The 26,078-nt window shown below is 67.1% G+C and carries 24 protein-coding genes and 1 tRNA gene; 8 read left to right on the top strand and 17 right to left on the bottom strand.

Translation table 11 applies throughout. The features are described from left to right. Positions 1–4: 4 nt before the first annotated feature. Positions 5–973 (top strand): ribosome small subunit-dependent GTPase A, encoded by a 969-nt coding sequence (gene rsgA, locus ACOGJC_RS12095; protein ID WP_419845250.1) that lies wholly within the window; start codon positions 5–7, stop codon positions 971–973. 19 nt (positions 974–992) lie between these two features. On the opposite strand, the gene ACOGJC_RS12090 is transcribed toward rsgA, so the two are convergent. After that, on the bottom strand, positions 993–1,805 hold the full coding sequence (locus ACOGJC_RS12090) for an SDR family NAD(P)-dependent oxidoreductase (protein ID WP_419845249.1): 813 nt from the start codon (positions 1,803–1,805) through the stop codon (positions 993–995). Positions 1,806–1,896: 91 nt separating this feature from the next. On the opposite strand from ACOGJC_RS12090, the gene ACOGJC_RS12085 reads away from it, so the two are divergent. After that, positions 1,897–2,727 (top strand): SDR family NAD(P)-dependent oxidoreductase, encoded by an 831-nt coding sequence (locus tag ACOGJC_RS12085; RefSeq protein ID WP_419845248.1) that lies wholly within the window; start codon positions 1,897–1,899, stop codon positions 2,725–2,727. A gap of 14 nt (positions 2,728–2,741) precedes the next feature. Here ACOGJC_RS12085 and ACOGJC_RS12080 read toward each other — a convergent pair whose 3' ends face one another. The 9 genes from ACOGJC_RS12080 to ACOGJC_RS12040 all read right to left on the bottom strand — a co-directional run bounded on the left by ACOGJC_RS12080 (position 2,742) and on the right by ACOGJC_RS12040 (position 9,478). Next, positions 2,742–3,851, bottom strand: coding sequence for a hypothetical protein (locus ACOGJC_RS12080; protein ID WP_419845247.1), 1,110 nt, complete (start codon positions 3,849–3,851; stop codon positions 2,742–2,744). 2 nt (positions 3,852–3,853) lie between these two features. Further along, complete coding sequence (locus tag ACOGJC_RS12075) at positions 3,854–4,222, bottom strand: hypothetical protein (RefSeq protein ID WP_419845246.1); 369 nt, start codon at positions 4,220–4,222, stop codon at positions 3,854–3,856. Continuing rightward, a complete protein-coding gene (locus tag ACOGJC_RS12070; protein ID WP_419845245.1) occupies positions 4,219–5,223 on the bottom strand; it encodes a phosphotransferase family protein in 1,005 nt (334 codons plus the stop codon). Before ACOGJC_RS12070 ends, ACOGJC_RS12075 begins: the two co-directional genes overlap by 4 nt. Positions 5,224–5,252: 29 nt before the next feature. Then, a tRNA-Ala gene (locus tag ACOGJC_RS12065) sits at positions 5,253–5,326 on the bottom strand. 103 nt (positions 5,327–5,429) lie between these two features. Beyond that, complete coding sequence (locus ACOGJC_RS12060) at positions 5,430–5,822, bottom strand: hypothetical protein (RefSeq protein ID WP_419845244.1); 393 nt, start codon at positions 5,820–5,822, stop codon at positions 5,430–5,432. Between the two features lie 350 nt (positions 5,823–6,172). Beyond that, complete coding sequence (gene moaC / locus ACOGJC_RS12055; RefSeq protein WP_419845243.1) at positions 6,173–6,676, bottom strand: cyclic pyranopterin monophosphate synthase MoaC; 504 nt, start codon at positions 6,674–6,676, stop codon at positions 6,173–6,175. 2 nt (positions 6,677–6,678) lie between these two features. Continuing rightward, complete coding sequence (gene moaA, locus ACOGJC_RS12050) at positions 6,679–7,662, bottom strand: GTP 3',8-cyclase MoaA (RefSeq protein ID WP_419845242.1); 984 nt, start codon at positions 7,660–7,662, stop codon at positions 6,679–6,681. A 59-nt stretch (positions 7,663–7,721) separates the two neighbouring features. Further along, the gene (glp, locus tag ACOGJC_RS12045; protein WP_419845241.1) at positions 7,722–8,927 is read right to left on the bottom strand and encodes a gephyrin-like molybdotransferase Glp; all 1,206 of its coding nucleotides are present in this window, start codon (positions 8,925–8,927) and stop codon (positions 7,722–7,724) included. Next, positions 8,927–9,478, bottom strand: a complete 552-nt coding sequence (locus tag ACOGJC_RS12040) for a glycerol-3-phosphate acyltransferase (RefSeq protein WP_419848233.1) — start codon at positions 9,476–9,478, stop codon at positions 8,927–8,929. The genes glp and ACOGJC_RS12040 overlap by 1 nt, the downstream gene beginning before the upstream one ends. Positions 9,479–9,726: 248 nt before the next feature. On the opposite strand from ACOGJC_RS12040, the gene ACOGJC_RS12035 reads away from it, so the two are divergent. The 3 genes from ACOGJC_RS12035 to ACOGJC_RS12025 all read left to right on the top strand — a co-directional run bounded on the left by ACOGJC_RS12035 (position 9,727) and on the right by ACOGJC_RS12025 (position 11,626). Continuing rightward, on the top strand, positions 9,727–10,095 hold the full coding sequence (locus ACOGJC_RS12035; RefSeq protein ID WP_419845240.1) for an FmdB family zinc ribbon protein: 369 nt from the start codon (positions 9,727–9,729) through the stop codon (positions 10,093–10,095). 9 nt (positions 10,096–10,104) lie between these two features. Further along, a complete protein-coding gene (locus ACOGJC_RS12030) occupies positions 10,105–10,905 on the top strand; it encodes an S-methyl-5'-thioadenosine phosphorylase (protein WP_419845239.1) in 801 nt (266 codons plus the stop codon). A 175-nt stretch (positions 10,906–11,080) separates the two neighbouring features. Continuing rightward, positions 11,081–11,626, top strand: coding sequence for an SAF domain-containing protein (locus ACOGJC_RS12025; protein ID WP_419845238.1), 546 nt, complete (start codon positions 11,081–11,083; stop codon positions 11,624–11,626). A gap of 6 nt (positions 11,627–11,632) precedes the next feature. Here the strand turns inward: ACOGJC_RS12025 and ACOGJC_RS12020 are convergent, their stop codons facing one another. From ACOGJC_RS12020 to ACOGJC_RS12005, 4 genes are all read right to left on the bottom strand, one after another. Next, entirely contained in the window at positions 11,633–12,469 is an 837-nt protein-coding gene (locus ACOGJC_RS12020) for an undecaprenyl-diphosphate phosphatase (RefSeq protein ID WP_419845237.1), read from the bottom strand. A 15-nt stretch (positions 12,470–12,484) separates the two neighbouring features. Then, on the bottom strand, positions 12,485–13,831 hold the full coding sequence (locus tag ACOGJC_RS12015) for a TldD/PmbA family protein (RefSeq protein ID WP_419845236.1): 1,347 nt from the start codon (positions 13,829–13,831) through the stop codon (positions 12,485–12,487). Positions 13,832–13,871: 40 nt separating this feature from the next. Next, entirely contained in the window at positions 13,872–15,263 is a 1,392-nt protein-coding gene (locus ACOGJC_RS12010; RefSeq protein WP_419845235.1) for a TldD/PmbA family protein, read from the bottom strand. An 87-nt stretch (positions 15,264–15,350) separates the two neighbouring features. Continuing rightward, entirely contained in the window at positions 15,351–16,985 is a 1,635-nt protein-coding gene (locus tag ACOGJC_RS12005; RefSeq protein WP_419845234.1) for an acetolactate synthase, read from the bottom strand. A gap of 122 nt (positions 16,986–17,107) precedes the next feature. Here ACOGJC_RS12005 and ACOGJC_RS12000 point away from each other — a divergent pair, with 122 nt between their 5' ends. From ACOGJC_RS12000 to dxs, 3 genes are read left to right on the top strand one after another with little or no spacing between them, the layout of a single operon-like run. Continuing rightward, positions 17,108–18,103, top strand: coding sequence for a lysylphosphatidylglycerol synthase transmembrane domain-containing protein (locus tag ACOGJC_RS12000; RefSeq protein ID WP_419845233.1), 996 nt, complete (start codon positions 17,108–17,110; stop codon positions 18,101–18,103). A 21-nt stretch (positions 18,104–18,124) separates the two neighbouring features. Then, on the top strand, positions 18,125–18,922 hold the full coding sequence (locus ACOGJC_RS11995; RefSeq protein ID WP_419845232.1) for a phosphatase PAP2 family protein: 798 nt from the start codon (positions 18,125–18,127) through the stop codon (positions 18,920–18,922). 29 nt (positions 18,923–18,951) lie between these two features. Then, positions 18,952–20,805: a 1-deoxy-D-xylulose-5-phosphate synthase gene (dxs, locus tag ACOGJC_RS11990; protein ID WP_419845231.1), complete on the top strand. Its 1,854-nt coding sequence runs from the start codon at positions 18,952–18,954 to the stop codon at positions 20,803–20,805. On the opposite strand, the gene ACOGJC_RS11985 is transcribed toward dxs, so the two are convergent. The 3 genes from ACOGJC_RS11985 to ACOGJC_RS11975 form a co-directional block, all read right to left on the bottom strand. Continuing rightward, positions 20,795–23,542 (bottom strand): ATP-dependent DNA helicase UvrD2, encoded by a 2,748-nt coding sequence (locus ACOGJC_RS11985; RefSeq protein WP_419845230.1) that lies wholly within the window; start codon positions 23,540–23,542, stop codon positions 20,795–20,797. The genes dxs and ACOGJC_RS11985 overlap by 11 nt on opposite strands. A gap of 35 nt (positions 23,543–23,577) precedes the next feature. Next, complete coding sequence (locus tag ACOGJC_RS11980; protein WP_419845229.1) at positions 23,578–25,275, bottom strand: N-acyl-D-amino-acid deacylase family protein; 1,698 nt, start codon at positions 25,273–25,275, stop codon at positions 23,578–23,580. Between the two features lie 121 nt (positions 25,276–25,396). Then, the gene (locus tag ACOGJC_RS11975) at positions 25,397–26,020 is read right to left on the bottom strand and encodes a NifU family protein (RefSeq protein WP_419845228.1); all 624 of its coding nucleotides are present in this window, start codon (positions 26,018–26,020) and stop codon (positions 25,397–25,399) included. Positions 26,021–26,078 lie beyond the last annotated feature (58 nt).

Below are 26,078 nucleotides of genomic sequence, written 5' to 3'. Positions count from 1 at the left end.
ACCCATGACGCCGTTGGAGGCCTTGGGCGCCGACCAGCGGTGGCGGGAGTTGGCCCAGAGCCAGGCGGGCATCCTGGGCCGGGTGGTGCAGGTTGACCGGGGCGAGTGCGAGGTGGTGACCGATGACAGCCAGATCAGGGTGTCATCCGATTCTCAACGAGCTCAGGACGATGTAGCCCCGGTGACCGGGGACTGGGTCACCGTCGCTCCCGGCCCCGACGACGACCTTGCCGTAGAACAGGTACTAGAGCGACGCACGCTGGTGGTGAGGAGAGACCCGGCCGAGCACGCCCGGGCCCAGACACTGGTGGCCAACGCTGATGTGGTGGGGGTGGTACACGGTCTCGACCGGCGCATCAATCCAGCTCAGCTGGAGCGCTTCTGTGTGGTCGGCTGGCAATCAGGAGCGGCGGTGGCAGTAATCCTGGCCAAAGCCGACCTCCGCCGCCATCCCGAGCGGGACGCCGAAAAGGCCGCCGCCCTGGCGCCGGGGGCTTCGGTGGTGGTCACCGCCGCGCTGCGGGGAGATGGCCTCGACAACCTGACCGCCCTGCTCAAGGGAGGTCGAACCATGGCGCTCTTGGGACCGTCGGGGGTAGGAAAGTCCACGCTCATCAACGCGTTGGTCGGGGAAGAGGTGCAGGCCACTCAGGAGGTGCGGGCGGGTGATTCCCGGGGCCGCCACACCACCATCGCCCGACGGCTCATCGCGCTGCCCAGCGGCGGTTCGATCGTAGACACGCCCGGCATCCGCGCCGTGGGACCGTGGGATGCATGGGAGGGCTTGGCTGCGGCCTACGCCGAGATCGACGCCCTAGACCATGAGTGCCGCTTTGCTGAGGACTGCTGGCACCAGGGAGAGCCTGACTGCGCGGTGGCCGGCAACGTAGACCCTGGTCGGCTGCGGCGCTACCTGGAGCTGGCCGAGGAGCTAGCCGACCAAGACCTCGACCGGGCCCGACGGCGCCGTTAGTAGCCCCTTCCGAACTGCGTTAGCGGGCTTCGGCCTCAGCCTGGGCGCGGACGCGGATCTCCTCTTGCTCCTCGGTGCGGGCGGGAAGGTGGTGGGTCAGCCAGCCGCCGTCCACGAACAGGGTGTGGCCGGTGATGTAGGAGGCCTCGTCGCTGGCCAAGAACACCGCGGCGTCGGCGATGTCGCCGGCCTCGCCGAATCGGTTCAGCGGCACCATCTCGGCCAGCGACTTCTCCAACTCGGGCACCGCCCGCAACCCTTCGGTCATTCGGGTCTTCATGTAGCCGGGACCCACCGCGTTCACCCGAATGCCGAATTCTCCGAGCGCCATGGCCCCACTGCGGGTCAGCGAGATCACCCCGGCCTTCGAGGCGGCGTATGCCGGCGTCTGGGGGTTGCCCTCAGCCCCGAGGATGGACGCGGTGTTCAACAACACGCCGCCATTGCCTCGTGCCACCATGTGGCGAGCCGCGATCTGGTTGCACAAGAACACCCCGGTCAGGTTCACGTCGATCATCCGGCTCCAGAACTCGTCGTCTATGTCCAAATACTTGGGGGAGTTGGCGATACCGGCGTTGGCCACCATGATGTCGAGCCGCCCGTGGCGCTCCACCACCCCGTCCACCAGCGCCTGCACTGACGCGCGGTCCGACACATCGCAGTAGGAGGTTTCTACTCCCAGTTTGCTGCCCACCTGTTCCATGGCCACCTCGTCGACATCGGCGATCACCACCACTGCCCCTTCGCCAACGAATTTGCCGGCGATGGCCTCTCCCAATCCGTTGGCCCCTCCGGTGACGATGGCCACCCTGCCGTTCAAGCGATTGCCCATGCCGACATCTTGGCAACGACTCCGGCGGCGGCCCAACGCAAACGGCTCCGCGATGTGAGCAGCGCTACACGGGATGCGCTAGAAAGCCCGCATGCCGAGCGCAACGCCATTAGCCAACAAGACCGCGGCCGTCACCGGTGGGGGCGGGGGAATCGGGGGCGGAATATCCCGGTTGTTCGCCGAGGCCGGTGCCGCCGTGGTGGTCAACGACATTGATCCCGACCTGGCCAACGCCGCCGTGGGCGACATCACCGACGCCGGGGGGCGGGCCATCGCGGTGGTGGGCGACATCACCGACGCCGATGTGGTGGCCGAGTTCCACCGAGCCGCGGTGGAGTTCGGCGGTGGCCGGACAGACGTACTGGTGAACAACGTGGGGGACTACCGGCCGGGCAGGGGCACGTTTATCCGAACTACCGAAGCCGACTGGGACGCCCAGATCAACATCACCTTCCGCCATGTGCTGCGCTGCACCCGCGCCTTTCTGCCCACCATGGTGGAAGGGGGCAGGGGGACCATCGTGAATGTGTCCACGGTGGAGGCCATGAGGGCGATGCCCGGAATCGCGGTGTACTCGGCGTCCAACGCCGCCATCATTGCCTTTACTCGATCCGTGGCATTGGAGATGGCCGAGCAGAACATCCGGGTCAACGCCATCGCCCCGGACATGGCCGTCACCCTGCAAACCCCGCTGGATCAGATGCTGCGGGAGCGTCCCCTCGAGCAGGTCACCCGGAATATCCCCCTGTGCCGCTTCGGCAACCCCGACGACTTCGCCGAGGTGGCCCTGTTCTTGGCCTCCGACCAGTCCCGCTTCATGACCGGTCAGACCCTCCCGGTGGACGGCGGCACCATGACCGCCCAGGGCTGGTACCGCCGAGCCAGCGGCCGCGGCTTCACCAACCTCCCCGACGCCCCCTAATCCTCAATCGCTGCCTAATCCAGGCCGTACTGGGGGAGGCGGCCGTTGGCGATCATGGTCAGGCTGCCGGTGCCGGTCTCGTCGGGGTCGTCGGTGGTAACGGTGACCGGGGCGATGCGGTGCATGGGCGTGGCTACCTCGCCTGAGGCCCTCACCACGTCGGCGGGATGGCTCACGTCCCAAATCTCGTGCTCTAGGTAGGACTCGCCCCGATACACGCCGAGGCCGAGCTCGTCGTTCCAACCGCCGCTGTAGCCCAGTCCGGCCATGTCCACCGCCGAGCCCAGCGGCGTCGAATGCAGCCGCAGCGAGCGCCCGTCATCCAGGCTCACCGCCATGTCGGCCGATGAGAACCGCCGCGTTCCGTCAAAAAAGTCCAACGACAGGTCGGCTCTGGTGACGTGGCGGTCGACATCGGGGGCATCCCGGTCTCGGATCATCCCGGTGAGGTACACCCGCTCGGCGCCCCGCTCCATGATCTGCACGTGGCCAGCCCGCCGGTTGGTGGAGAAGAACAGGAAATAGAACAGCGTGCCAGCCTGGCTGTGCTGTCGGGGCGGGCCAGTGACCGGCTCGGGGATACCCATGGCGGGACGCACTCCCCATGAGTGATCTCGTCCGCCCCACCAGCCTTCCACCGTCAGACCCTCGTCTCCCACGGTGATCCAGCCGTCGACCACTCCGACCTGGTTGAACCGCTGGTAGTCCTGGGCCACCCGCCCCCGTTCCCGCTCAATGTGGGGCTTCTCGATCTCCGGGGCCAGCTCGGCCCGCCACACCAGATCGCAAGCGATGAAATGGTCGCCGGGAGCCAGGATTATTCGCAGCTCCTCCAGCGGGACCATCGGCTCCACCCGCATCGGCCCGACCTCGGGCTCGAAGCGGGGGCGCAGCGCCCGCGACGCCCTCAGGTTGTGCTGGGTGCCGCCCCGCACCATCACCACCCCGCCGTCGATCACGTTCATGTTGTTGTACGACCCCATGGTGAACTGCACCGCGGCCTCTCCCGCCGGGTCGTAGATCGCGAACCAGTAGCGGTCGAAGAAGCGGGGATCAGACGTGCCGACATGTTCGAACGGCTCGGCAATCTGGTGCCAAAGGGTGTCATCAAGGGGTCCAAGCATGGCTATCTCAGCCTTTCTGTCGAGTCGGCCAGGTAGGCCCGCACCGCGGGGGACGGCACGGATCCGCTCATGATCTCATCGCTCAGCCGGGCCCGGAGGTCCCGGTGGTACTCGTCGGCGGCGGCATGGTCGGCCACGCCGGGCACAGCCTCCTCCAGAACTCGGGGCTCCACCCCCAAGACCTCCTCCAGGGCCCGGATGTCGGTCACCAAGTCGGGCAGCACATGGGGCCATCGGGCCGCGGCGTGCTCCAGGGCCGCGGCCGCGAAAGTGATCTGCTCCTGCATATAGGAGTCAGCCACCTCGGGCGCAGCCAACTCCACCAGCACCCGGCGGGCCCCCGTTATCTGCTCGCTCAAAGTCGGTCTCATTGCAATTCCTCCGCGGTTTGGGCCAACAACACATTCGCCAGAAGTCCGGCTCCGGACCACACCCGAAGGGTGCGACCGTCGCAGAAGCTGCGCACCCCGGTCATGACAATGGCCACCAGCTTGTAGTTGGCCAGCACCTGCCAGAATCGCAGCGCATCCCGGTCGACGGTCCGGCCGGTGCGAGCCTCATAGGCCGACACCAGATCGTCGGCCTCCCAGCGTCCGGGAATCTGGTGCTCAATCCGGCGAACCGGGTTGGTCACCCATCCCACATCCTCGGCCGGGTCGCCCAGGTGGACGGTCTCCCAGTCCAACAAGACCTGTACCTGATCGCCGTTGAACAGCACATTGCCCGGCTTGACGTCTCCATGGACAACGGTGATCTCACCGGGCTCCGGCCGGTTGCGGCGCAGCCACTGCTCAATGAGGGCCAGCAGCGGCTGAGGCTCCAATGACTGGCGCTCGATCACCGCGGCCCATTCGTCTATAGCCGCGGCTGCCGGGTCGGCGGGCACATCCAGCACCTCGTCAAGCCCGGCACCCTTCCAGTCCAGGGCGTGGATCTCATTCATCAAATCCACCATCTGCGAGGCGATGCCGGCCCGGGTGTCTTCGTCGAGCTGGCTGGAACCTCCATCCAGTATGAAGTGGTCGTTGTGCCCGTCGTAGCGGGTCATCACCAGCGCCGGGCGGCCCAACTCCGATCCGTCGGCATCCAGCCACACCACCTCGGGGGCTCGCACCGGCTGGTCGTGCAGCCGCCGCAGCACCTCGTACTCCATCCGTCGGTCGGTTTCCAGCACGCTTCCCACCGGATCGCGCCGCAAGAACAGGCGTCGATGGTGCGACTCCCCGCCGTCTTCCCAGAACAAGTCGAAAGGCCAGTTCTCCCTCGATTGGCCGCCGATGGCCCGGGCCTCGCCTTCCACCCGAATGCCGTCTACATCCCCCAAGCGGCGCCGGATGAACCCCTCCAGCGCAATGTCGAATTCACTGGCCATCGCTAGAAAGGTACTTGCCGACCGCGGAGTGGAGCTGAGCGGACTCGAACCGCCGGCCTCCTCGTTGCGAACGAGGCGCTCTAGCCAACTGAGCTACAGCCCCAAGCCCGACCAGCCTACTAGCGGCCCACTCCTGAACAACGAGTGGAATCGGCCGCGTCCGCTGGTCCGCGGAGTCCGCTCGTGGAATCGGCCGCGTCCGCTGATCAGCGGTGTTCGCCGGAGGCCGCGCTCCACGGCTCGTTCGCCGAGCCGTTGACGTCAACCGGGCTGAGGCGCTCTTCGCGGGTCCGCTGGTGCTGCACCAACAGCAGGGCGTAGGCCAGCAGCAGGGCGTCGACCAGCAGATGGACCACGAGGGCGATTCCGCCCAAATAGATGGCCAGCACGAATGTAGCCAGCGCGCTGAAGATGAGCGTGACCAGGATGCGCCGACGACGGCGACGAGCGTCAATCGACGAGAGGGACCTACCTCGCATCGGGGTAGTAGCCATCTCAGAAGCGTATACCGGAGAAGAAATTCCGATGTTGGGGCGAAGGGCCACCACCGGCGCGGCTACCGCACCTCGCTCGGCCAAACGGGGGTGTATCGATCGCATCGGGGCGTTCATCCCCCATTGGGACCGACGCCTGCCGCCAAGCTGACCGTTACGCGCTCGACGGATCAAGGGCGGTATCAGAAAGGCAGCCCAAGCGGCAGCCAAGATCATAAGTAACACAGATGTCACCAATCTCGGAGGTCCCTTACAATCGAAATGGTAAACCACGGCAAGGTGCTTGCTGGTGAATGGTCGCGCTTCACCCGCCTACGCAGGGCAAACAAACGCGCGGTTACCGGCTGCTGTTGGAAGTTACAGTGACCTGACACTTGTTACGGTTCTACTACAAAAAGTCCACCCCTGCCACCCCGTCTTCCGCTCTCAGCCGAAGCGCAGGTTCAGGCGCAAATTCAGTTGTCGTAGCCGATGCCGTCGTCCCCCGGGCGCCGGTAGTGGCCGGAGCGGCCCCCCGACTTCTCCCACAGGGCCACTTCGCCGATCACCATCTCTTTGTCGCGCGATTTGCACATGTCGTAAACGGTCAGCGCGGCCACCGTACAGGCGGTGAGGGCCTCCATTTCGACCCCCGTCCGGTCTACCGTTTCCACCTCGGCTTCGATCTCGATGTAGGTGTCCTCGATCCGGAAGTTGACCAGCACCGCCCCCACCAATAGCGGGTGGCACAGCGGAATCAGCTCGGGTGTGCGCTTGGCCGCCTGAATGCCGGCCACCCGGGCTACCGCCAGCACATCTCCTTTGGCCACCGCCCCTCGGGCCACCGCCGAAGCAGTGTCGGAACTCATGAACACCCTGGCCCGGGCGATGGCCCGGCGGTGGGACGCCTCTTTGGGGGTGACGTCCACCATGCGGGCCCGGCCGAGGGGGTCGATGTGGGTGAACCCGGCGTCGGTCATAGTCAGCCCCCGATCTGCGACATCGAACGGCCGGGGCGGATGAAGTGAACCTGGTTGATGGCGTGTCCGGCCCACTTGTCCTTCACCACATCGGAGATGACCGTAGCGATTTCCTCGTCGCTCGCTCCTGAGCGCAGCAGCTTCCTGAGATCGTGCTCGTCTACGGCGAACAGGCAGTTGCGGAACATGCCCTCGGCGGTGAGCCGCACCCGATCGCAGCTTCCGCAGAAGGCGTCGGTCACGCTGGCGATCACCCCGAACGAACCCTGGCCGTCGGCGTAGTGCCACACCGCGGCCGGCGAGTGCGAGCGCTCGACCGGGGCCAGCGGGAAGGCCTCGGCCACCGTGGAAACGATCTCGTCAAGGGTGACCACCTTGTCGTTGCTCCACGACTGGTCGGCATCCAGTGGCATGAACTCGATAAACCGGACCTCGACGCCCTTCTCCCGGCCGAATCGGGCGAAATCCACGATTTCGTCGTCGTTGACGCCCCGCATCATCACCGCATTGACCTTCACCGGATCCAGGCCAGCAGCCACCGCGGCGTCGATTCCGTCCAGCACCCGGTCCAAATCGTCCCGGCGGGTGAGGCGCTCAAACCGGTTGGGCTGAAGGGAGTCGAGCGAGATGTTGATCCGCCGCAGCCCCGCAGCCACCAGCTTGTCGGCCAGCAGCCCCAGCGTGGCCCCGTTGGTGGTCAGGGCCAAATCCACCCCTAGCGCGGCGAGCTTTTCCACCAAAACCGGCAGGTTGGCCCGCACGGTGGGCTCCCCGCCGGTGAGCCGGATGCTGTCGATCCCGAACCTCTCCACCATCAATGCGGCTAAGCGTTCGATTTCCTCGAAGGTGAGCAGGTCTTCGCGGGGCAGCCATTCGAGCCCGTCGGCGGGCATGCAATACGTGCAGCGAAAGTTGCACCGGTCGGTCACCGAAATGCGCAGATCCCGGTGGACCCGCCCGAAGGTGTCGATAAGCGGCACGCTCACGGTTACATTCTGGCCGAATAATCCGCCGAACACACTGTGGAAAGCCAAACCGGCTTCGGTCAGCGCAGTACCAGAAGCGACACCGGATCGCCTTCATCGAGCCCGTCGCCGTCGGGTAGCACAGCCAGGGCATCGGCTGCGGCCATGGCCGAGAGTTGGTGCGAGCCCTGGCCACCAGCCGATCGGGCCAAGTACTCGCCATCGGCGTAGTCGACTCGCACCCGGGCGAAGTGGGTCTTGCCGTCGGGTCGGCGGCGCAACTGCTCTGCTACGCGGCCCATCACCGGCTGGCGGTGCCACGTTTCGGGAGAATGGCCCATCATCTTGCGCAGACCGGGCCGGGCGAACAGCTCGAACGACACCATGGACGACACTGGGTTGCCGGGCAGCCCAAAAACGGGGATGCCCCCGACCACGCCGAAGGCCAGGGGCTTGGCCGGTTTGATGGCCACTTGCATCCAAGACATGTCGCCGATCTCGTCGAGCACCTTTTTCACATAGTCGTAGTCGCCCATGCTCACTCCGCCCGAGGTCAAGAGGGCGTCGCACTTCTCCACCCCGGCCCGGATGCCGGCGGCAATCTCATCCTCGTTATCGGCCATGCTGCCCAAATCCACCGGTTCGCACCCGGACTCGGCCAGCAGGGCCAAGAGCGTGTGCCGGTTGGAATCGCGGATTTGGCCCTTCTCAAGCGGCTGCGGCCCCTCAACCAGTTCGTCGCCGGTAGACATGACCCCCACCCGGGCCTTGGGCCGCACCCTTACCTGATACCTGCCCAAGCTGGTGAGCACCCCCAAGTGCCCCGGAGTCAGGACCTCACCCGGTCCGAACACCGTCTGGCCGACGGTCAAGTCTTCACCGGCCCGGCGAATGTGGTTGCCCACGGGCACTGACTGGGCCACCGTAACTTCCGTGCCGTCAGGGCTGACCTCGGTCAGCTCCACCATGACCACGGCGTCGGCGCCGGGGGGAATGACTGCTCCCGTCATGATGCGGGCGGCCTGCCCAGCAGCCACAGTGATGTCGGGCGGCACCCCCGCGGCAATGGTGCCTGCGATGGCCAGGATTACCGGCGCATCGGCCACATCGGCCGACCGGACCGCAAAGCCGTCCATCGCCGTGTTGTCGAACGGGGGCACGAGCTCAGGGGACACCACCGTTTCGGCGGTCACCAATCCCCGAGCGTCGTCGACGGACAGGGTGACCTCGTCCAGGATGCCGCACCCCGCCAGCACCCGCTCTTGAGCCTCAGCTAGAGGGATCATCACCAAAGCGCCGGTTCTTGTCTACGCCACATACGGCGAATGTTCTCATGGTGGCGGGCGACAACCACCACCGTTACGCCGATCACCACCCCGACCTCGGGTGCCGGCCACCCCTGAATGGCCACCGCGATCGGCGCCGCCGCCACCGCCACCAGCGAGGCTGCCCCGGCCCGTTTGGTAGCGGCCAGAGCCACCGCCCACACGCCGATGAGGATCACCCCCACCACCGGCGTGAGCGCCAACAGCATTCCCCCAAACGTGGCCACCCCCTTGCCCCCTTCGCGATAGCGCCCCAGCGGCACAATGTGGCCCACGACCGCAGCCGCCCCGCACGCCGCCCCTATCAGCTGGTCGCCGAATATCAGGCCGATCCCCGCAGCAATGACTCCCTTGCCAACATCACTGAGCAGCACCCAAGCCGCCGGCCACCTTCCCGCCACCCGGTACACATTGCTGGCCCCCGGATTCTTGGACCCCTCCCGAGTCGGATCGTGCCCCGTATATCTCCCCACCAAAAGCGCCCCAGGAAACATCCCCCACGCATACCCCACAAGGACCAAAACCCATTCCCAGTCCACGGGCCAACAATACTGAAACGCGCCATATCTCCCCTTCTCTACCCAAAAGTAGGCGAGCGCCCACCCCAGGCAGGCTGGGGGGTGGCCCGGCTCAGGGCGCCCGCCGCCCGCAGCTCTGCGAGGACGGCGGGCTGGGCCGGGACAGGACCCGCCAGCCTGCCGGAGGATGGTAGGCCCCTCAGATAGCCAAAAAACCAAACACAGCCCTATCCTTAAACCTCGTGCCCGCCTACGACTACAGCTGCCAAACCTGCGGCACCCGCTTCGAGGTCATCCAGTCCTTCTCCGAAGACTCGCTAACCACCTGCCCCCAAGCCGACTCGATCGCCAGCCCCGCCGCCTGCACCCAGCCCGGCAAGGGCCAGGTTGCCAAGGTCTTCAGCGTCCCCAGCATCACGTTCAAGGGCGACGGCTTCTACCGCAACGACAGCCGCTCGGGTACCAAGTCGTCCACCATGGCCGGCTCCTCCTCCAACGGCGACAGCTCCAATGGATCAGAAAAGTCCAGCACTGAGAAGTCCGACAGCAGCTCATCGGAGTCCTCCAGCCGCGAGCCAGCCAAGGCCGCCTCAGGCTCTTCCGACGACTAACTGACAGCCATGCCCGAGATCGGCGTCATCGGCGGCTCCGGTCTCTACTCCCTGCTGGACGATGCAACCGAAGTTCCCGGCGACGACGCCTTGGGACAGCCATCGGGACCGCTCACCATCGGCCTTGTAGACGATATCGAGGTGGCCTTTCTGGCCCGCCACGGCCCCGGACACCGCTATCCGGCCCACAAAGTCAACTATCGGGCCAACCTGTGGGCCCTGCGCCAGGCCGGAGTCCGAGCCATCTTCGGACCCAGCGCCTGCGGTTCGCTGCGCCCTGAGCTGGCTCCTGGCGATGTGGTGGTGTGCGACCAGCTGGTGGACCGCACCTCTGGCCGGGCCGACACCTATTTCGACACCGTTACCAACCACGTCTCACTCGCCGACCCCTATTGCGACGAGCTCCGCCAGGCGCTGCTGGCCGCCGCCCAGGCCGAGGGCATGACCGCTCACGACGGCGGCACCATGACGGTGATCTCCGGCCCTCGCTTTTCTACCCGGGCCGAGTCCCGCTGGTTCCGCGACAACGGCTGGGATGTGGTGGGCATGACCCAGTATCCCGAGGCCGCGCTGGCCGCCGAACTGGGCATCTGCTACGCCACCGCCGCTCTGGTCACCGACTACGACGCGGGCCTCGAAGACGACCCCAACATCAAGCCGGTCACCCAAGACGAGGTGTTCGCCTTCTTCGCCCAAAACCTCGACCGGATGCGAGCCGTGCTCTTCGGCGCCATCCGAGCCATTGCCCCCAACCTCCCCGACTGCTCCGCCCGCACCAACGGGATCGAGCCTCCCAAGCCAGCTTCTTGAGGCCCCTTTCCTGGGCAGCCAACTGCCGCTAGCCTGACAAGCGCTTCCCCCTTGTAAAACTTGGTGGAGGGGCGCGCCCGTGGACGCAACTCCCGGAACTGTCGATCAACCTCTCACGTGGCGGGGCTCATTATTCGCCCGATTGCCAGGCGGGCGCCGCAGCTATTGGCTGGTGGTGGCTGGAGCCGCAGCGATAACCGGTTTGGCGGTGGCGCTCGTCGCCGGGATGGCCGGGGGCGGCCCCTCTTTGGGGGAGCTCACTCCGGTGGTGGTGGCCATCCAAACCATCGAGGCCGGACAACCTCTGGACGAGGGAAATACCGAGACCCGCCAGTACCCCGTGCAAATGCTGCCCCCTGATGCGGTGCCTGTCTTGAGCGGCGTCGAGGTGGCCTCAGCCGCCCTTCACGTCGGCGACGTGGTGACGGCGGCCCGATTGGGCGGAATCCCCATCGGTGATCGCATCGAAGTGGCCGTTCCCGCCCACACCGCCATGCCCCTGCTGGCTCCGGGCGACCGGGTGGATGTGTTGGTGACCTTGCCGATCTCCGATGAAACCGGCACCCCAACCCAAGCCACCCTCACCGTGGCCAACAGCGCGGTGGTGACTGCTCGAGCCGAGCACGCCGTCACCATCGCCGTCACCGACCAAGAGTTGCTCCCCGTAGCTTCAGCAGTGATTCAAGGCTCGATCACCTTGGCCCTGGTGCAACCAGGATGACAAGCCTTACCGAACCGACGCGGCAATCAGGCTGAGCACCAGCAGGGCGACCAACACCCGGTATATCGCGAAGGGGCCGAAACTGCGGGTGCGCACGAGGGCCAGCAGCCCTTTGACTGCGGCGAATCCGGTGACCGCTGAGGCGGCCGTGCCCCAGGCAAATCCGGCCCGGGCATCGGCGGGGATCCCGCCCCACCCGCCGATGTCGATGAACAGGTACACCCCGGCGCCAGCGATCACCGGGACGCTCATCAGCATGGCCAGCCGGGCGGCCGCCACCCGGTCGAAGTCCAACAGGCGCCCAGCAGTCATGATCACGCCCGAGCGGGAAACTCCCGGCTGGAGCGAGCAAGCCTGGGCCAGCCCCAGCAGCAGCGCGTCGCGCACTCCCGCGTCGCCAGCGGTCCGCTGTCCCTGGCGGCGGTCGGCCCACCACAACAGGATGCCGAACACAGCCAGCATGACCGCGGTGAGCCAGACCTCGTCGTCGGCCTCGTCGATCACCGACCGCAGGCCCACCCCAACCGCGGCGGCGGGCACAGTGGCCAGCACCAACAGCCACCCCAGCCGACCTTCGGCGGTGATCGATCCGTGCCGTCTGACCACCGCACTGATGCCATCTCGCAACAGTGCCCACACCTCTCGCCAAAGACAGGCCACCAGTCCCACCAGCGTGCCCAGGTGGAGAGCCACGTCAAACGCCTGCTTGAGGTCGTCGTTGCCCTCGAAGTCGTCCCACTCGGCCAGCCAGGGAATGATCTGCAAGTGGCCGCTGGACGACACCGGCAGGAATTCGGTCAGCCCCTGGGCAATACCAAGGAGGATGGCGTGCAGGACCGACATGGCCCTTTTTACCGACTACGCACCGGACATGGTGACCTCGGCCACCACGAGCGACACCCCGGCCGAGCTCATCGGCAGCCAGGTGAGGTCGGAACCCACCGCGGCCACGTCGAGCAGCATCCGCTGGAGGGTGGAGGCGATGGTGATCTCCCTCACTGGCTCGGCTAGTTCCCCGTTGCGTATGCGCAGTCCCTCGGCCCCGGTGGAGAAGTCGCCGCTCACCGGGTTCACCCCCGAGTGCAGGCCCGACACTCCTTGCACCAACACCCCGTTGTCGATGCCGGCGATGAGCTCGGCGGGGGGACGGTCGCCAGGCACCAGCGACAGCGCCTGGCAGCCCACGCCGGGAGTGCTGGCGTAGCCCCGCACCGCCGAACCGGTAGACGCAGTTCCCGAGCGCCGACCGGTGTAGCTGTTGTGCAAGAACCGCTCGAGGTGGCCGCCGCTGATGAGCTGGTTGCGCCGGGTGGCCAACCCCTCCCCGTCGGCGTCGGAGGCGGTGAAGGCTTCCGGGTTGGTGGGATCGTCAACCAAGGTGACGCCCGCGGCGGCCACCTGGTCGCCCAGACGATCGGCGAACAGCGACCGGCCCTTGAGCACCGCCTCGCCCGACAGGGTTCCGCCGATGATGCCCAGGAACTGGGCGGTCACGAAGGGGTCGAGCACCACAGTGACCCGCTCGGTGGGGGGTTGGGCCGCACCCAGCATGCGGGTGGCCCGCTCCACCGCATCGGCCGCGGCCACCCCTACATCGAGGCTGCCGGGTTCCCGACCCACCGAGAAGCCGAAGCCGGTCTGGGTCTCGTCGTTTTCTGAGGCCAGTGAGTAGGCGGTGAGATAGCAGGAGGTGTCCCGACCCGTGCTGCGGATGCCGGTGGTGGTGGCGATGGCGTCGGCCCCCACTGCGTCGCCGTAGTCGGCCGACTCCACCCCCACGATGCGGGGGTCGCCCGCCTGCACGGCCCGCTCCAGCTCCAGGGCCAGGTCGATCTTGGCTTCAGTGCTGAACTCCAGCAGGGCTTCGTTGTAGAGGTCGAGTTCCGGGGGGTCTACTCCATCGGGTTCGGCTAGGCCGAAGAACTCGTCGGGGGCGCCGTACACCGCGTTGTCGCGGGCCTCGGCCAAGGTCTCTTCCAGCACGTCGGGATCCAGGGTGCCCGCGTGGGCGAACCCCTGGCGTCGCCCGGCGATGACCCGGATGCCCACTCCCTGGGATTCGGCCACCGACAGCGACTCGATCTCGCCCTCGTAAACCCGAACTTCGGTTTCCTGGCTGTGGCCGACCACCGCCTCGATCTGCTCGCCGTCGCGGCCCCAGCCCACGATGCGCTCGGCAACCTCCAGCAACTCCTCGGGATTCATGGTGCCGTCCGGTTGGTGTTCGTCCGCGTTGGGCGGGGGGTCACGCCGCGGTTCCGCCGATGGTCATCGACGCCACCCGCAGGGTGGGGGTGCCGTCGCCCACCGGCACGCCCTGGCCGTCTTTGCCGCACGTGCCCGGCGATCCCATGGCGAAGTCGTTGCCCAGCGCCTCGATTCCGGTCAGCACCTCGGGACCGTTGCCGATCAGGTTGCCCTCCCGGATCGGGGAACCGATCTCGCCGTTCTCAATCAGGTAGGCCTCGCTCATGCCGAACACGAAGTCGCCGGTGGCGGTGTTCACCTGCCCGCCGCCCAAGTGGGCCACGTACACGCCGCGGTCGGTGGACCCGATGATGTCGGCGGGATCCTCGGAGCCGTTGGCCAGATAGGTGTTGGTCATCCGCACCATGGGCAGGTGCTGGTAGCTCTGGCGGCGACCGTTGCCCGAGCTGTCACGACCCTCTTTGCGGGCCCTCAGCAGATCCCACATGTAGTCGGTGAGCACGCCGTTCTCGATGAGCACATTGCGCTGGGCGGGACGGCCCTCGTCGTCGATGGCGTACGCCCCCCACTCCCGGGCCATGGTTCCGTCGTCGATCAGGGTGACCTCGGGGTGGGCCACCTGCTCACCCACCCGGTTGCGGAACACCGAGGCCTGCTTGGCCACCAGGTCGGCCTCGAGGCCGTGACCGCAGGCCTCGTGGAACAGCACGCCGCCGCCGCCGGGACCGATCACCACCGGCATCGAGCCGCTGGGCGCGGGCTGGGCGGCCAGTTTGGTGAGCGCCCGGTTGGCCGCGGTGCGGGCCAGGGCGTCTACCTCGTATTCGTCGAACAGCTCGAAGCCGATGGGTCGGCCCACGCTCTCGAACCCGGTCTGCATGCCGGTGTCGCCCACCGCCACACACGACACCGCGAACCGGGTGCGCACCTGGTCGTCGCCAGCCAGCAGCCCGTCGCTGTTGGCCACCAGGATGCGGCGGCGGCCGTCGGCGTAGCGGGCCGACACCTGGGAAATGGCCGAGCCGGCCGCTCGGGCGGCCTCGTCGGCCCGGCCCAGCAGATCCACCTTGGTCGCCTTGGCCACCGTTTCGGGCAGTACTTCGACTTCGTTGGGTGAGGGCGCATCCACCCGGTCGAGCGCCACGATCTGGTGACCCCCTCCTCCGCCTCGAGCGGCGGCCGCCGCGGCCCGAGCAGCTTTGGCCAAACCAGCCTCGGTCAGGTCGGACGTGTGGGCGAACCCGGTGGTCTCCCCGACCACCACCCGGATCCCCGCCCCCCGGGTGCGGCCCGAGGTCAACTCCTCCACTTTGCCATCGTCCAACAGCGCCGACGAAGAGCGCCGGTCCTCCACAAAGACCTCAGCGAACTCGCCGCCGGTGCGCAGCGCCTCCGACAGTGTGCCCGCGACCACAGATTCGTCAATCACAGCCGTTCTCTCTCCCTTGTCATGACGCCGTAGCCTACCGATCCCCCACGCCAATCGGGAACAGGAACCGCCGCCGGTGAGCCGACCTCAGCCCAGGTTGGAGCGGCGGGGGTAGGCGTGTTCCGGGTCGCAGATCACGTTGACCACGTAGGGGACACCGGCGTCGAGGGCTCGCTTGAGGGCGGGGCCGATCTCGTCGGGGTGCTCCACCGTCTCTCCGGCACCGCCGAGAGCGGCCACCACTTGGTCATAGCGGCACCCCTCTTGGAGGTCGGCGGCCACGTCGTAGCCATACATCTGGCGCATGGGGTGCTTCTCCAAGCCCCAGCAGCCGTTGTTGCCCACCACGATGGCCACCGGCAGGTTGTGGCGCACCAGGGAGTCGGCGTCCATCAGCGAGAATCCGGCGGCCCCATCGCCCAGCAGCAGCACCACCTGCCGGTCGGGATGGGCCACCCGGGCGGCCATGGCGTAGCCCAGGCCGGTGCCCAGACAGCCGTAGGGGCCGGGATCCAGCCAGTGGCCCGGCAGGTAGGAGTTCACGAACCGCCCGGCGTAGGACACGAAATCGCCGCCGTCGCCGATCACCACCGCATCTCGATCCAGCACTTGGCGCAGCTCGCCGTACACCCGGGTGGGCAGGATCGGATCGGCCGCAGTGGCCAGCAGGTCCTCTTCTTCTGCTCGGGCGGTGTCCTCCGCGTCGCGCAGCTGGGCTACCCATTGGCCTCGATCGCCAGGATGGCCCGGTGCGGGTCCTTCGGCCAGCGCCCGGATCATTTGAACCAGATCGCCCGACACCGCCGCGGCCGGCTGGGCGTGAGTGGACACCGACTCGGCGCTGTCGGTCAGGTGCACCACTTGGGCGTCGCCGAATCGGCCGAACGAGAGGCGGAAGTCGAGCGGGGTGCCGGCCACGATCACCAGATCGGCGTCGGAGCGCAGCATCCGGCGAGTGCGGCTGAAGAACAGCTCGTGGTCGGCAGGCAGGCATCCTCGGCCCAAGCCGTTGGCGAAGGCCGGCAGCCGCTGGGCCTCCACCCAGGCCCGCAGCTCTTCCCAGGCACCGTCCCAGTACACGTCGGTGCCCACCAGCAGCGCCGGGCGACGGGCCGCGGCCACCATGTCGGCCACCGCGGCCACTGCGTCGGAATCGGGGGTGGCCCCCACCGGCATGGGTTCGTCGGGCACCGTGCCAACGCCCTCAGAGAACAGCACGTCCATGGGGTAGTCCACAAAAACCGGCCCCCGATGGGGGGTCATGGCCCCCTGAACCGCCCGGTAGGTGGCGGCGGCCAGATCGTCGCCACCCCCCGCAGTAAGCGACTGCTTGGTGACCGGGGCCAGGATGGGCACGTGGTCGAGCTCCTGAAGCGATCCCGACCCCCAGCGGGCTTCCGGGGCCCGACCGCCCAGCACCACCAGCGGCGCACCGTTGAGCCAGGCGGTGGTCACCGCGCTCACCGAGTTGGTCACGCCCGGGCCGGCAGTCACCGCGGCCACCCCCGGACGGCGGGTCAGCTTGGCCAGCGCCTCGGCCGCGAATACCGCGGTCTGCTCGTGGCGCACGTCGTAGAGCACCACATCGCCCTGCTTCACCGCGGCGTCATACAGCGGGAAGATGTGGCCCCCCGACAGGGTGAATAGCTCCTGCACCCCAAAGGGGACCAATGCGGCCAAGACCTGTTCGCCCCCGTGGCCCGACACCTGTATTCCCGACATTCGCCTCACCGTAATATCCATGGGGGTGTGGCGGGGCAATAGCCTTGGCTGAATGACCCCGATGGCCGCCTCGACCGCTGGCGCGTGCCCGGAGTCACCCCTACACGTCAGCGAGCCCGGGCTTGACTGAGAGGCACACCGCCCGCCGGGTGCTCAGCATCTTGCTCCGGGTGGGCATCAGCGTGGCCCTGTTCTTCTTGTTGATCTGGTGGCTGCCTTCGTTCGACGCCGGCCAACTGTGGCCCGACTTCAACTCGGCCACCCCGTTCTGGCTGATCGGCGCGCTCATGCTCACCGTGTTGGGCAACATGGCGGCCACTGCCCGGTGGTATGAGGTGGCCGTCGCCCTGGGGCTGAAGGTGAAGCCCCGGCGCATGTTCTCGCACTATATGGCGGGAATGTTCATCTCCAACTTCGTGCCCACCACGGTGGGAGGCGACGTGCTGCGGATATCCCGTCTCTCCAACGACACCGGCGACGGCCCTCACAGCTTCGCCTCGGTGCTGCTGGAGCGGCTCAGCGGCTGGATTGTGCTGCCGGTGTTCACGCTGTTGGGCTTGGCGCTCGACGAAGAGCTGCGGGGATTGGGGGCGCCCTCCCGAGTGGCCGCCATCACCGCCGTTCTCACCCTGCTGGCCCTCGGACTGATCCTGCTGCTGGTGGGCAATCAGTGGTTCGGCCGATTGGTCAGCCGGCGCAACGGCTGGGTCCGCTTCGTGAACGGACTGCACATGGGTATCGACGAGCTGCGGGCCAAGCCCCGCGACACCAGTCGAGTGCTGATCACCGCCTTTGCCTACCAGGCGATCATGCTGGCCGCCGCCGGGTGCGCAGCCAAGGTGGTGGGGATCAACGGCCTGGGGCCCACTGAACTGATGGCGTTCATCCCCGCGGTGCTCATCATCCAGGTGCTGCCCATCAGTCTGGGAGGGCTCGGCCTGCGGGAGGGGGCCCTGGTGCTGTTCCTCCACGACTTGGGCGTGATCGACGAGCGGGCTATCGCCATGGGGCTGCTGCTCTACTTCCTCACCGTGGCCGGCAGCCTGGTGGGTTTGCCAACGTTGGTCTTCGGCGGCCGCTACTGGCAACGGGCCACGCGCTCTCGCCATGAGCGCTGACCCCCACCAGCACCCGGAGCCATGACGCTGTCCTCGCTGAAGCCGGGCGCCCTGCGATCAGGTGGTAAGGCCAAGAGCCGCACCCGACCCCGCTGGTATCTGGAACTGGCCGTCATCGGAGCGTTCTACGGCATCTACTCGTGGGTGCGGAACCAATTCGGGTCTGCCGCGGTGGAACCGGCCAAGGCCCAGGCCAACGCCGAGCTGGTGATCGACTGGGAGCGCAGCATCGGCCTGTACTTCGAGCGCGAACTCCAAGACCTGTTCATCGGCTGGGTGTCGTTTATCCAGTTCTGGAACCTGTTCTACGGGCTGTTCCACTTCGCGGTCACCGCCTTCACCCTCATCTGGCTCTACTGGCGCTTCCCCCGCCACTACCCCTTCTGGCGCACCACCGGGCTGCTGACCACCGGCTCAGCCCTGGTGGGGTTCGCGCTGTTCCCGCTGATGCCCCCCCGCCTGCTGTCGGTGGGCGGCCGTTACGGCGGTGATTTGCCCGACACCGGATATGTGGACACGGTGACTGATCTGGGCGGTTTGTGGTCGTTCACCTCGGGCGCGGCCGAAACGCTCTCCAACCAGTACGCCGCCATGCCCAGCCTGCATTTCGCCTGGGCCATGTGGTGCTATCTGGCGCTGCGCAAGCACCTGGAGAACCCGGCCGGCAAATGGGCCATCGCCGCCTACCCCTGGCTCACGGTGTTCGCCATCATCGTGACCGCCAACCACTACTGGATCGACGCAGTAGGCGGGCTGGGCGCGTTGGGAGTGGGCTGGCTGGCCGCCCGGGGCTACCACGCGTGGCGTAACCGCGGGTAACCTGGATCCCCCAACCCGCTGGGAGGGAAATGGACACCAATCATCTACGCAAGATCACCTGTCCCGCTGATCTGCGCCGACTGGGTGACGAAGAACTGACCGAATTGGCCGAGGAGATCCGCGAGTTCATCGTCGAGACGGTGAACTCCAACGGTGGTCATCTGGGATCCAACCTGGGCGTGGTGGAATTGACGCTGGCCCTTCACCTGGTATTCGACTCTCCCCGCGACATCATCCTGTGGGACACCGGCCACCAGGCCTACGTACACAAGATGCTCACGGGGCGCACCGACCAGTTCAAGACACTCCGCAAGCCCGGCGGCCTGTCTGGTTACCCGAGCCGGGAAGAGTCCCCCCACGACTGGATCGAGAACAGCCACGCCTCCACCGTGTTGAGCTACGCCCACGGCCTGGCCACCGCCCAAGAGGCCGCCGGTGGCGAACAGCGCCGAGTGATTGCGGTAGTGGGTGATGGCTCGCTCACTGGGGGGGTGGCCTTCGAGGGGCTCAACAACATCGGACACTCGGGCTGCAATGTGACCTTGGTGCTCAACGACAACGGGCGCTCCTATGCCCCCACCATCTCCCGGCTGTCGGAGAGCCTGCTGCGGGTGCGGATGGACCCCCGCTATGTCCGCACCGACAACCAGGTTCGCAAGGTCCTTCAGAACATCCCCTGGGTGGGCGACCTGGCCGGCCGGACCGTGGGGGCGGCCAAGGCGGCGGTGCGGGAAATGGTGGAGCCTCGCACGTTCTTCGACGAGCTGGGCATCAGCTATTTCGGCCCGTTCGACGGCCACGACCTGGCCAAGCTGGAGCGGGTATTCAGCCGGGTGTCCCATCTGGAGGGGCCCTGCCTGGTGCACGTGCTCACCCAAAAGGGTCGGGGGTATGCGCCAGCTGAGAACGACCCGGTCAAGAACATGCACGACATGTCGAAAGCCAAGCCGGGGAGCTACACCGAGGCCTTCACCGAAGCGATGATCAAAGAGGCCGAGGCCCGGCCCGAAATGGTAGCCATCACCGCAGCCATGCCCGACTCCACCGGTCTGTTGCCGTTCGCCGAGCGGTTCCCCGATCGGTGCTTCGACGTGGGCATCGCCGAGCAGCACGCGGTGACCGCGGCCGCTGGCATGGCCATGGGCGGGCTCCGCCCGGTGGTGGCCATTTACTCCACGTTCTTGACCCGGGCCATCGACCAGGTGAACCTCGACGTGGGACTGCACAACCAGCCGGTGGTGTTCTGTCTCGACCGGGCGGGCATCACCGGCGACGACGGCCCGTCGCACCACGGGGTGCTCGACATGGTGCTGCTCACCAAGATTCCGGGCATGACCGTGCTGGCGCCGTCGTCATATCAGGAAATTCAGCAGATGCTGCACGATGCCCTAGAGATCACCACCGGTCCAGTGGCCCTGCGGTGGTCCAAGACTGCCGCCCCTTCGGTGCCCGAAGATGAGGTGGGTCACGGCCTCAAAGGCCGCAAGGTGAAAGAGGGCTCCGACGTGTGCCTGCTGGCAGTGGGAAAGATGCTGGCTTCCGCCCAAGAAGCTGCCGAGCTGTTGGAGGCCGACGGCGTGTCGACCACCGTGTGGGACGTCCGCTGCGTCAAACCCCTGGACGACGACATGCTGGCCGATGCCGCCAGCCATAAGGCCGTGGTGACCATGGAGGACGGTTGGCGAGAGGGCGGCGCGGGCAGCTCAGTCGCCCACCACCTGGCTCACTCTGGCCGCGAGGGCCCCTTGCCCGCCATCCGGGTGCTAGGGGTGCCCAACGAGTACATCCCCCAGGGCGTGCCCGATCAGATCCTCGCCGATTGCGGCCTCGACGCCGCCGGGATCGCGGCCGCCGCTCGCGAAGCGCTCGCCGTCACGGTTTAGCGAACTGGCCAGTGATCTCCTTTACCGCCTCGCCGTAGGCGGCCAGCTTGGCGGGGCCGATGCCGGGAGTGGCCAGCAGTTGTGAATCGGTGGTGGGGCGGCGAGTGGCCAGTTCGATGAGAGTGGCGTTGCTGAAGACCACGTAAGCAGGCACGTTGTCGGCTCGGCTGCGTTTAAGCCGCCAGGTTTTCAGCGCGTCGAAGGCGGCCGCGCCTACCGGGTCGGTGGGGGGCTGGGCCTTGGCCCGCTTCGCCGACTTGGCTGCCGCCGCTGCCCTCGGCGACGAGGCCGGGGCGACCACCATCGGAGGGGTGAGCAGGCCGGTTGATGCCTCCGGATCTGGTTCGGGTGGGGGCTGACAACGGGTAGTCAGTTCGCCCTTGAAGTCGGTGGGCGGGTTGCCACAGATGAGGGTTACCGACTGCGAACACCGGGTGATGGCCACGTGAAACACCCGCCGTTCTTCCTCAAGGTCGCCGGCCAGGCGGTGAGGCATCAGCCCTTTCGACGCCTCGTACACGATCACATGAGGCCATTCCCGGCCCTTCACCCGGTGGACGGTGGCCAGTTGCACGCCGTGACCATGGCCTTCGCTCTCGTAGCCGTCGGCCAACCGGTCGGTCAGCCACCGGCGGAAATCGGTGGGATCGGGATGCAGGTGGGCCACCGAGATGAGCGCCCGCAGATCGTCGCCGTGGGCCGACCGGTCTACCGATCGACGCGACGCATCCAGCCGGGTGTCGAGGCTTCCGCCGAGGCCCATCTCATCTCGTACTGTCTCCAGCAGCGATCGGGTGGTGACGTCGCCGCTTGCCTTCTTGAATTTCGACCGCAGCATCTCAACGTCGTCGGCGAACTCGCCCACCTTTTTGGAAGAGCGCTCATCTTTGATGCGACCGGCCAGGGCCTTGATCTGCAAGGTGCTTTGCTGCTCGGCAATCCACTCGATGACCCGGGGGGAGATGCCCCGGGGCGGGCGGCGGGCCGCGTCCGACAGCGCCCGGGCCGGCAGATCGCGCTCGGAGGCGGTGGCGATGTCGAGCCAGGCCAGCGCGGCGGCCACTCCAGTGCGCTCCAAGAACAGCCGGCCCACCGGCTGATTGCAGGACACCTCCATATCGCCCAGAACGATCTGGGGCACCAGCAGCGTGCTGTTCACCCTGGTCAGCACGGCGATCTCATGGGGGCTGACGCCATCATCAAGCAGCGACTCGACCGCCCGGCGCAATACCGGCGCGCCGTCGGATGCCGTCTCTACGGTGACCGCCGAGCGAGAGCCGCCTTCGTTTGAGCTAGCCCGACCCGGAGCCGCGGTGATCTGTTTGTCGATGCGGCGGCGGTTGTGGGTGAGCAGGTTCGACGCCGCGGCCACCACCTCGGGAGGACAGCGGTAGTTGACGTGCAGTTCGTGGCGCTTCGCTCCGGGGAAGTGCTTGTGGTAGCCGATCAGCCATTCCGGGGAGGCGCCGGAGTAGCCGTAGATGGTCTGGTCGTCGTCACCCACCCCGAACACGTCCGACCGAGGCCCGGCCAGCAATCGCACCAGCAACAGGTGGGCAGGGGTGAGGTCTTGGAACTCGTCCACCAGCAAGATGCCGCAGGTCCGGCGAGCAGCGGCTCGGGCGGCGGGATCGCACAGCAGGATGTCGATGGCCCGAATGATCTGCTGGTCGAAGTCCACCAATCCGCGATCATCGAGCAGATCGACGTACTGGGGCGCGATGAGCGAGAAATCGGGCACGTCGGGGTGGTAGTCACTTTCCACCTCGGCGGGGTCCAGCAATCCCAGCCGAGAAGCACCCAATGCCTCGATCCAGGGAGCGATCTGGTCGGTCATGGCCCGCCGCTTGCGCGGCACCATCCCGTCGAGCAGATCCCGCACTCCCCGCTCGTCCACCACCTCCACTCGGCCGTGGTCGCGGGGCCGGGCAAACGGCCCAGTGCCATTGCAGATGGCCAACGCCAAGCTGTTGAGGGTGCGCACTTCCAAGCCGGGCAGATCGGCGGTGCGCTCTTGCATCTCCGCCCGAGCCCGCACGTTGAACGCCACCAGGCACACCGCTCGGGGGTCGACGCCGAGGTCGCGCACCAGGAAACGAGCCCGCTCGGTAAGCACCCGGGTTTTGCCCGACCCGGCCGGGGCCACAATGCAGGCTGCGCCGCCCAAGTGGCCGACGGCAGCCCGTTGGTCATCGGCCAGATCAGCCTGGGGTGAGACCGGGGTCAGCGCTGCCAGGCTGCCCACTGCCAGATTCGCCGACGGAATCACTCCGGCACATCCTGCACCGAGTTCCTCAGGCGCCATCACCGTAAACGGGCCGCCGTCGCACCACGCTGGCCCGGCATCGGTCATCACATCACCCGAGTCGCCAACAGCCGCCAGCCGCGCCCCCAAGGCCAACGCCCGCTCGCTCGACTCGAACCGAGGCTGCTCGGGGTCGCGGCAGTCCACGGTGTTGGAAACCAGCAGATGGCGCAGCACCTCTGCGGGCATGGTCAGACCCGGTTTGAGGTCCCACCACTGGGCGTGCATCACTGGATCGGCCGGCGGCAGTTCGCCGTCCAACTCGATCACCAGCGGAGTGCGCTCTACCCAGGCCCGTCTCAGCTCCCGCCCAACCTGGGGGTCGAATTCACCAGTGCGAACCGTCAGCCGTCGGCAATCCCTCCACTGCTCAGGCGCCTCCTGACCCAATCCGACCAAGACGCTTCGGCCCAGGCACGTCGGGCCTCTCACAGCTACCCCGGTGCTCGCCGCTCGAGGAGAGGCTGCTAGCTGCGGATGAGGGTGCCGGGGCGGTGGCCGGTGGGCTGGCCGTCTCGGAAAGTGACCTGGCCAGCACAGACGGTGGCGTCGTAGCCGTCGGCGGATTGCAGCAGGCGACAGGCGCCGGTGGGCAAATCGCCCACTACTTCAGGCAGATGCAGCCGCATGCCGTCGAGGTCGATCACGTTCACGTCGGCCCGCCGGCCCACCGCCAGCACGCCCCGGTCGTCGAAGCCGTACAGATCGGCCGGCTCGGAAGTGAGCAGTTTCACCGCCTCGGCTATAGACAGCTTCGGTCCCCGCTGCCGGTCGCGTACCCAGTGCTGGAGCATGTAGGTGGGCAGGCTGGCGTCGGAGATCACGCTGCAATGGGCCCCGCCGTCGGCCAGCCCGACCACGGTCATGGGGTGCACCATCATCTCCCGCAGATCCTCGAGGTCGCCGTGGCGATAGCCGGTGAAGAACACCTGGAGCATTCCCCGCTCGCACATCAGGTCGTATATCAGCTCGATCACGTCGGCCCCAGTGCGATCAGCCAAAGCCGCCACCGAGTCCGACGGGTCGGGCTCGAATACCGGGCCGCCGTCGAATGGGAACGTGGCGTGCAGCGAGTGGCGCAAGATGCCCATGGCCGGGTCGCCCGGGATGTCCTCGGCCAATATGGCGGCTCTGACTTCCGGGCGACGCAGCTCAACAAGGCGCTCCTCAAGCGGCAGGTGGTCGAGCGGCTCATAGGTGGGCCGCTTCTTGAACGGGTTGAACTGGTCCCAGCCGGCCAGGAGCCCACCGGGGCGGCCCTGCACCTGAGGCACCAGCTTGGCCCCTTCGGCGTTGGCCCGCTCCACGATGTCCATCTGCTGGCGCCATTGGCCGGGGTTGACATGCACCTGCACCATGGTGAAGGTGATGGCCCGACCGGTCTCTAGGCTCAGTCGCCGGTAGAGCTCCACCTCGCGGATGGGGGCATCGGGATCCTCGCCCATCGCTCCCGCCGGCACCACCTCCACCAGCGATTGTCCGTCGAGCGCGCCCATGATGGCAGCCAACTCCTCGTGGTCGGCGAAGGTTCCCGGCACCGGCACACCCGATAGCGACGTGTGCAGGGGCAGTCGGTTGGTGGAAAACGCCACCGCCCCAGCCTGGGTTCCCTCGCCCACAATGCGGGCCATCTCGGCCAGCTCCGCGGCGGTGGCCGACACAGGGGTAGCCCCCCGCTCGCCCATCACATAAGCCCGCACGGCGCCGTGGGGCACTTGGGCGGCCACGTCGATGGTGCGGCCCAGCCGCTCGAGCTCGTCGAGATACTCGGGGAAGGTCTCCCACCGCCAGGTGATCCCCTCGTGGAGGGCGGCTCCGGGGATGTCCTCGACACCCTCCATCAGCTCGATCAGCCAGTCGTGGCGGCTGGGATCGGCCGGGGCGAATCCCACTCCGCAATTGCCCATTACCACCGTGGTCACTCCATGCCACGCCGAGGGGGCCATGATCGGATCCCAAGTGGCCTGGCCGTCGTAGTGGGTGTGGACATCCACGAACCCCGGCGTCACATAGCGGCCCGCGGCCTCAATCACCTCAGCAGCATCGGCGTCGATACGGCTCTCGATGGCGGCCACCCGCCCGCTCGAAATCGCCACATCGGCCACGGTCGGCGCGGCACCCGTCCCGTCGACAACCGTGCCCCCGCGAATCAACAGATCAAGCATGGGGCCATTCTTCCAGGCCGCGATGACAACGACGACATGGCAGGGGGATTCAACCCAATTAGTTGGCTGCCAGGCCGCGCTGACAGTACCTAAGGGGCGAGCAATTCAGATGGGAAAAGACTCAGGCCCGGGCGAAATAGGGGTTGTCGCCGGCCTCGTGGTCGGTGGCGTCCACCACGTCGGTGATCTCGGGAATGGCCTCGGTGATCATCACGGTGATGCCCTCCCGCAACGTGGCCGCGCTCATGGCGCAGCCCTGGCAGCCGCCGCCCATGGTGATGTAAGCGGTAGACCCCTCCACCCCCAGCAAGTTGGCGAACCCGCCGTGGGAAGCCAGCGAGGGGTTGATGTGCTGGTCCAACAGCTGCTGGAGCTGCTCGGGAATCGTGCCCGAGAGCTCCAGGTCGGCACCGGCCAATAGATCGGGCTTGTTGGGGTTGCGGATGACCAGCCCGCCCTGCATGGGGTTGTTGGGGAGATCCAGGGTGGCGCCGGTCAGGTTCTCCACCGACTCCTCGGGGATCATCACGGTGAGTCCACCGGTGATGATGTGGCGATGGCCCTCGGTGCAGTCGGCCACCTCCTCGAACGCCAGGTCGTAGGTGTAGTCGGCGCCGCTGGTGCCGGTTATCTCGATGCGCAGGCCGAGAGCTTCGGGATCGTCCTCGTTCGACCGGATTTCGAGCACCTTGTCGATGGCCGCTTCGCTGACTTCGAACAGTTGGGCTTCTACGGTTTCGCTCACAACCACCAGCCTACCCGAGCCCAACCGCCGCCACCACGGCCTGAACCGCCGAATCAAG

This window comes from Candidatus Poriferisocius sp., from assembly GCF_965204015.1.
Lineage (GTDB): Bacteria > Actinomycetota > Acidimicrobiia > Acidimicrobiales > Bin134 > Poriferisocius.
Note: the sequence above shows the minus strand (reverse complement) of the source record. Positions and strands in the feature narration are given on the sequence as shown.

Bases quoted from the DNA above. Each gene is read 5' to 3' on its own strand.
- rsgA (WP_419845250.1), top strand. From the start codon at position 5: ATGACGCCGTTGGAGGCCTTGGGCGCCGACCAGCGGTGGCGGGAGTTG.
- ACOGJC_RS12090 (WP_419845249.1), bottom strand. From the start codon at position 1,805: ATGGGCAATCGCTTGAACGGCAGGGTGGCCATCGTCACCGGAGGGGCC.
- ACOGJC_RS12085 (WP_419845248.1), top strand. From the start codon at position 1,897: ATGCCGAGCGCAACGCCATTAGCCAACAAGACCGCGGCCGTCACCGGT.
- ACOGJC_RS12080 (WP_419845247.1), bottom strand. From the start codon at position 3,851: ATGCTTGGACCCCTTGATGACACCCTTTGGCACCAGATTGCCGAGCCG.
- ACOGJC_RS12075 (WP_419845246.1), bottom strand. From the start codon at position 4,222: ATGAGACCGACTTTGAGCGAGCAGATAACGGGGGCCCGCCGGGTGCTG.
- ACOGJC_RS12070 (WP_419845245.1), bottom strand. From the start codon at position 5,223: ATGGCCAGTGAATTCGACATTGCGCTGGAGGGGTTCATCCGGCGCCGC.
- ACOGJC_RS12060 (WP_419845244.1), bottom strand. From the start codon at position 5,822: ATGCGATCGATACACCCCCGTTTGGCCGAGCGAGGTGCGGTAGCCGCG.
- moaC (WP_419845243.1), bottom strand. From the start codon at position 6,676: ATGACCGACGCCGGGTTCACCCACATCGACCCCCTCGGCCGGGCCCGC.
- glp (WP_419845241.1), bottom strand. From the start codon at position 8,927: ATGATCCCTCTAGCTGAGGCTCAAGAGCGGGTGCTGGCGGGGTGCGGC.
- ACOGJC_RS12030 (WP_419845239.1), top strand. From the start codon at position 10,105: ATGCCCGAGATCGGCGTCATCGGCGGCTCCGGTCTCTACTCCCTGCTG.
- ACOGJC_RS12020 (WP_419845237.1), bottom strand. From the start codon at position 12,469: ATGTCGGTCCTGCACGCCATCCTCCTTGGTATTGCCCAGGGGCTGACC.
- ACOGJC_RS12015 (WP_419845236.1), bottom strand. From the start codon at position 13,831: ATGAATCCCGAGGAGTTGCTGGAGGTTGCCGAGCGCATCGTGGGCTGG.
- ACOGJC_RS12005 (WP_419845234.1), bottom strand. From the start codon at position 16,985: ATGTCGGGAATACAGGTGTCGGGCCACGGGGGCGAACAGGTCTTGGCC.
- ACOGJC_RS11995 (WP_419845232.1), top strand. From the start codon at position 18,125: ATGACGCTGTCCTCGCTGAAGCCGGGCGCCCTGCGATCAGGTGGTAAG.
- dxs (WP_419845231.1), top strand. From the start codon at position 18,952: ATGGACACCAATCATCTACGCAAGATCACCTGTCCCGCTGATCTGCGC.
- ACOGJC_RS11980 (WP_419845229.1), bottom strand. From the start codon at position 25,275: ATGCTTGATCTGTTGATTCGCGGGGGCACGGTTGTCGACGGGACGGGT.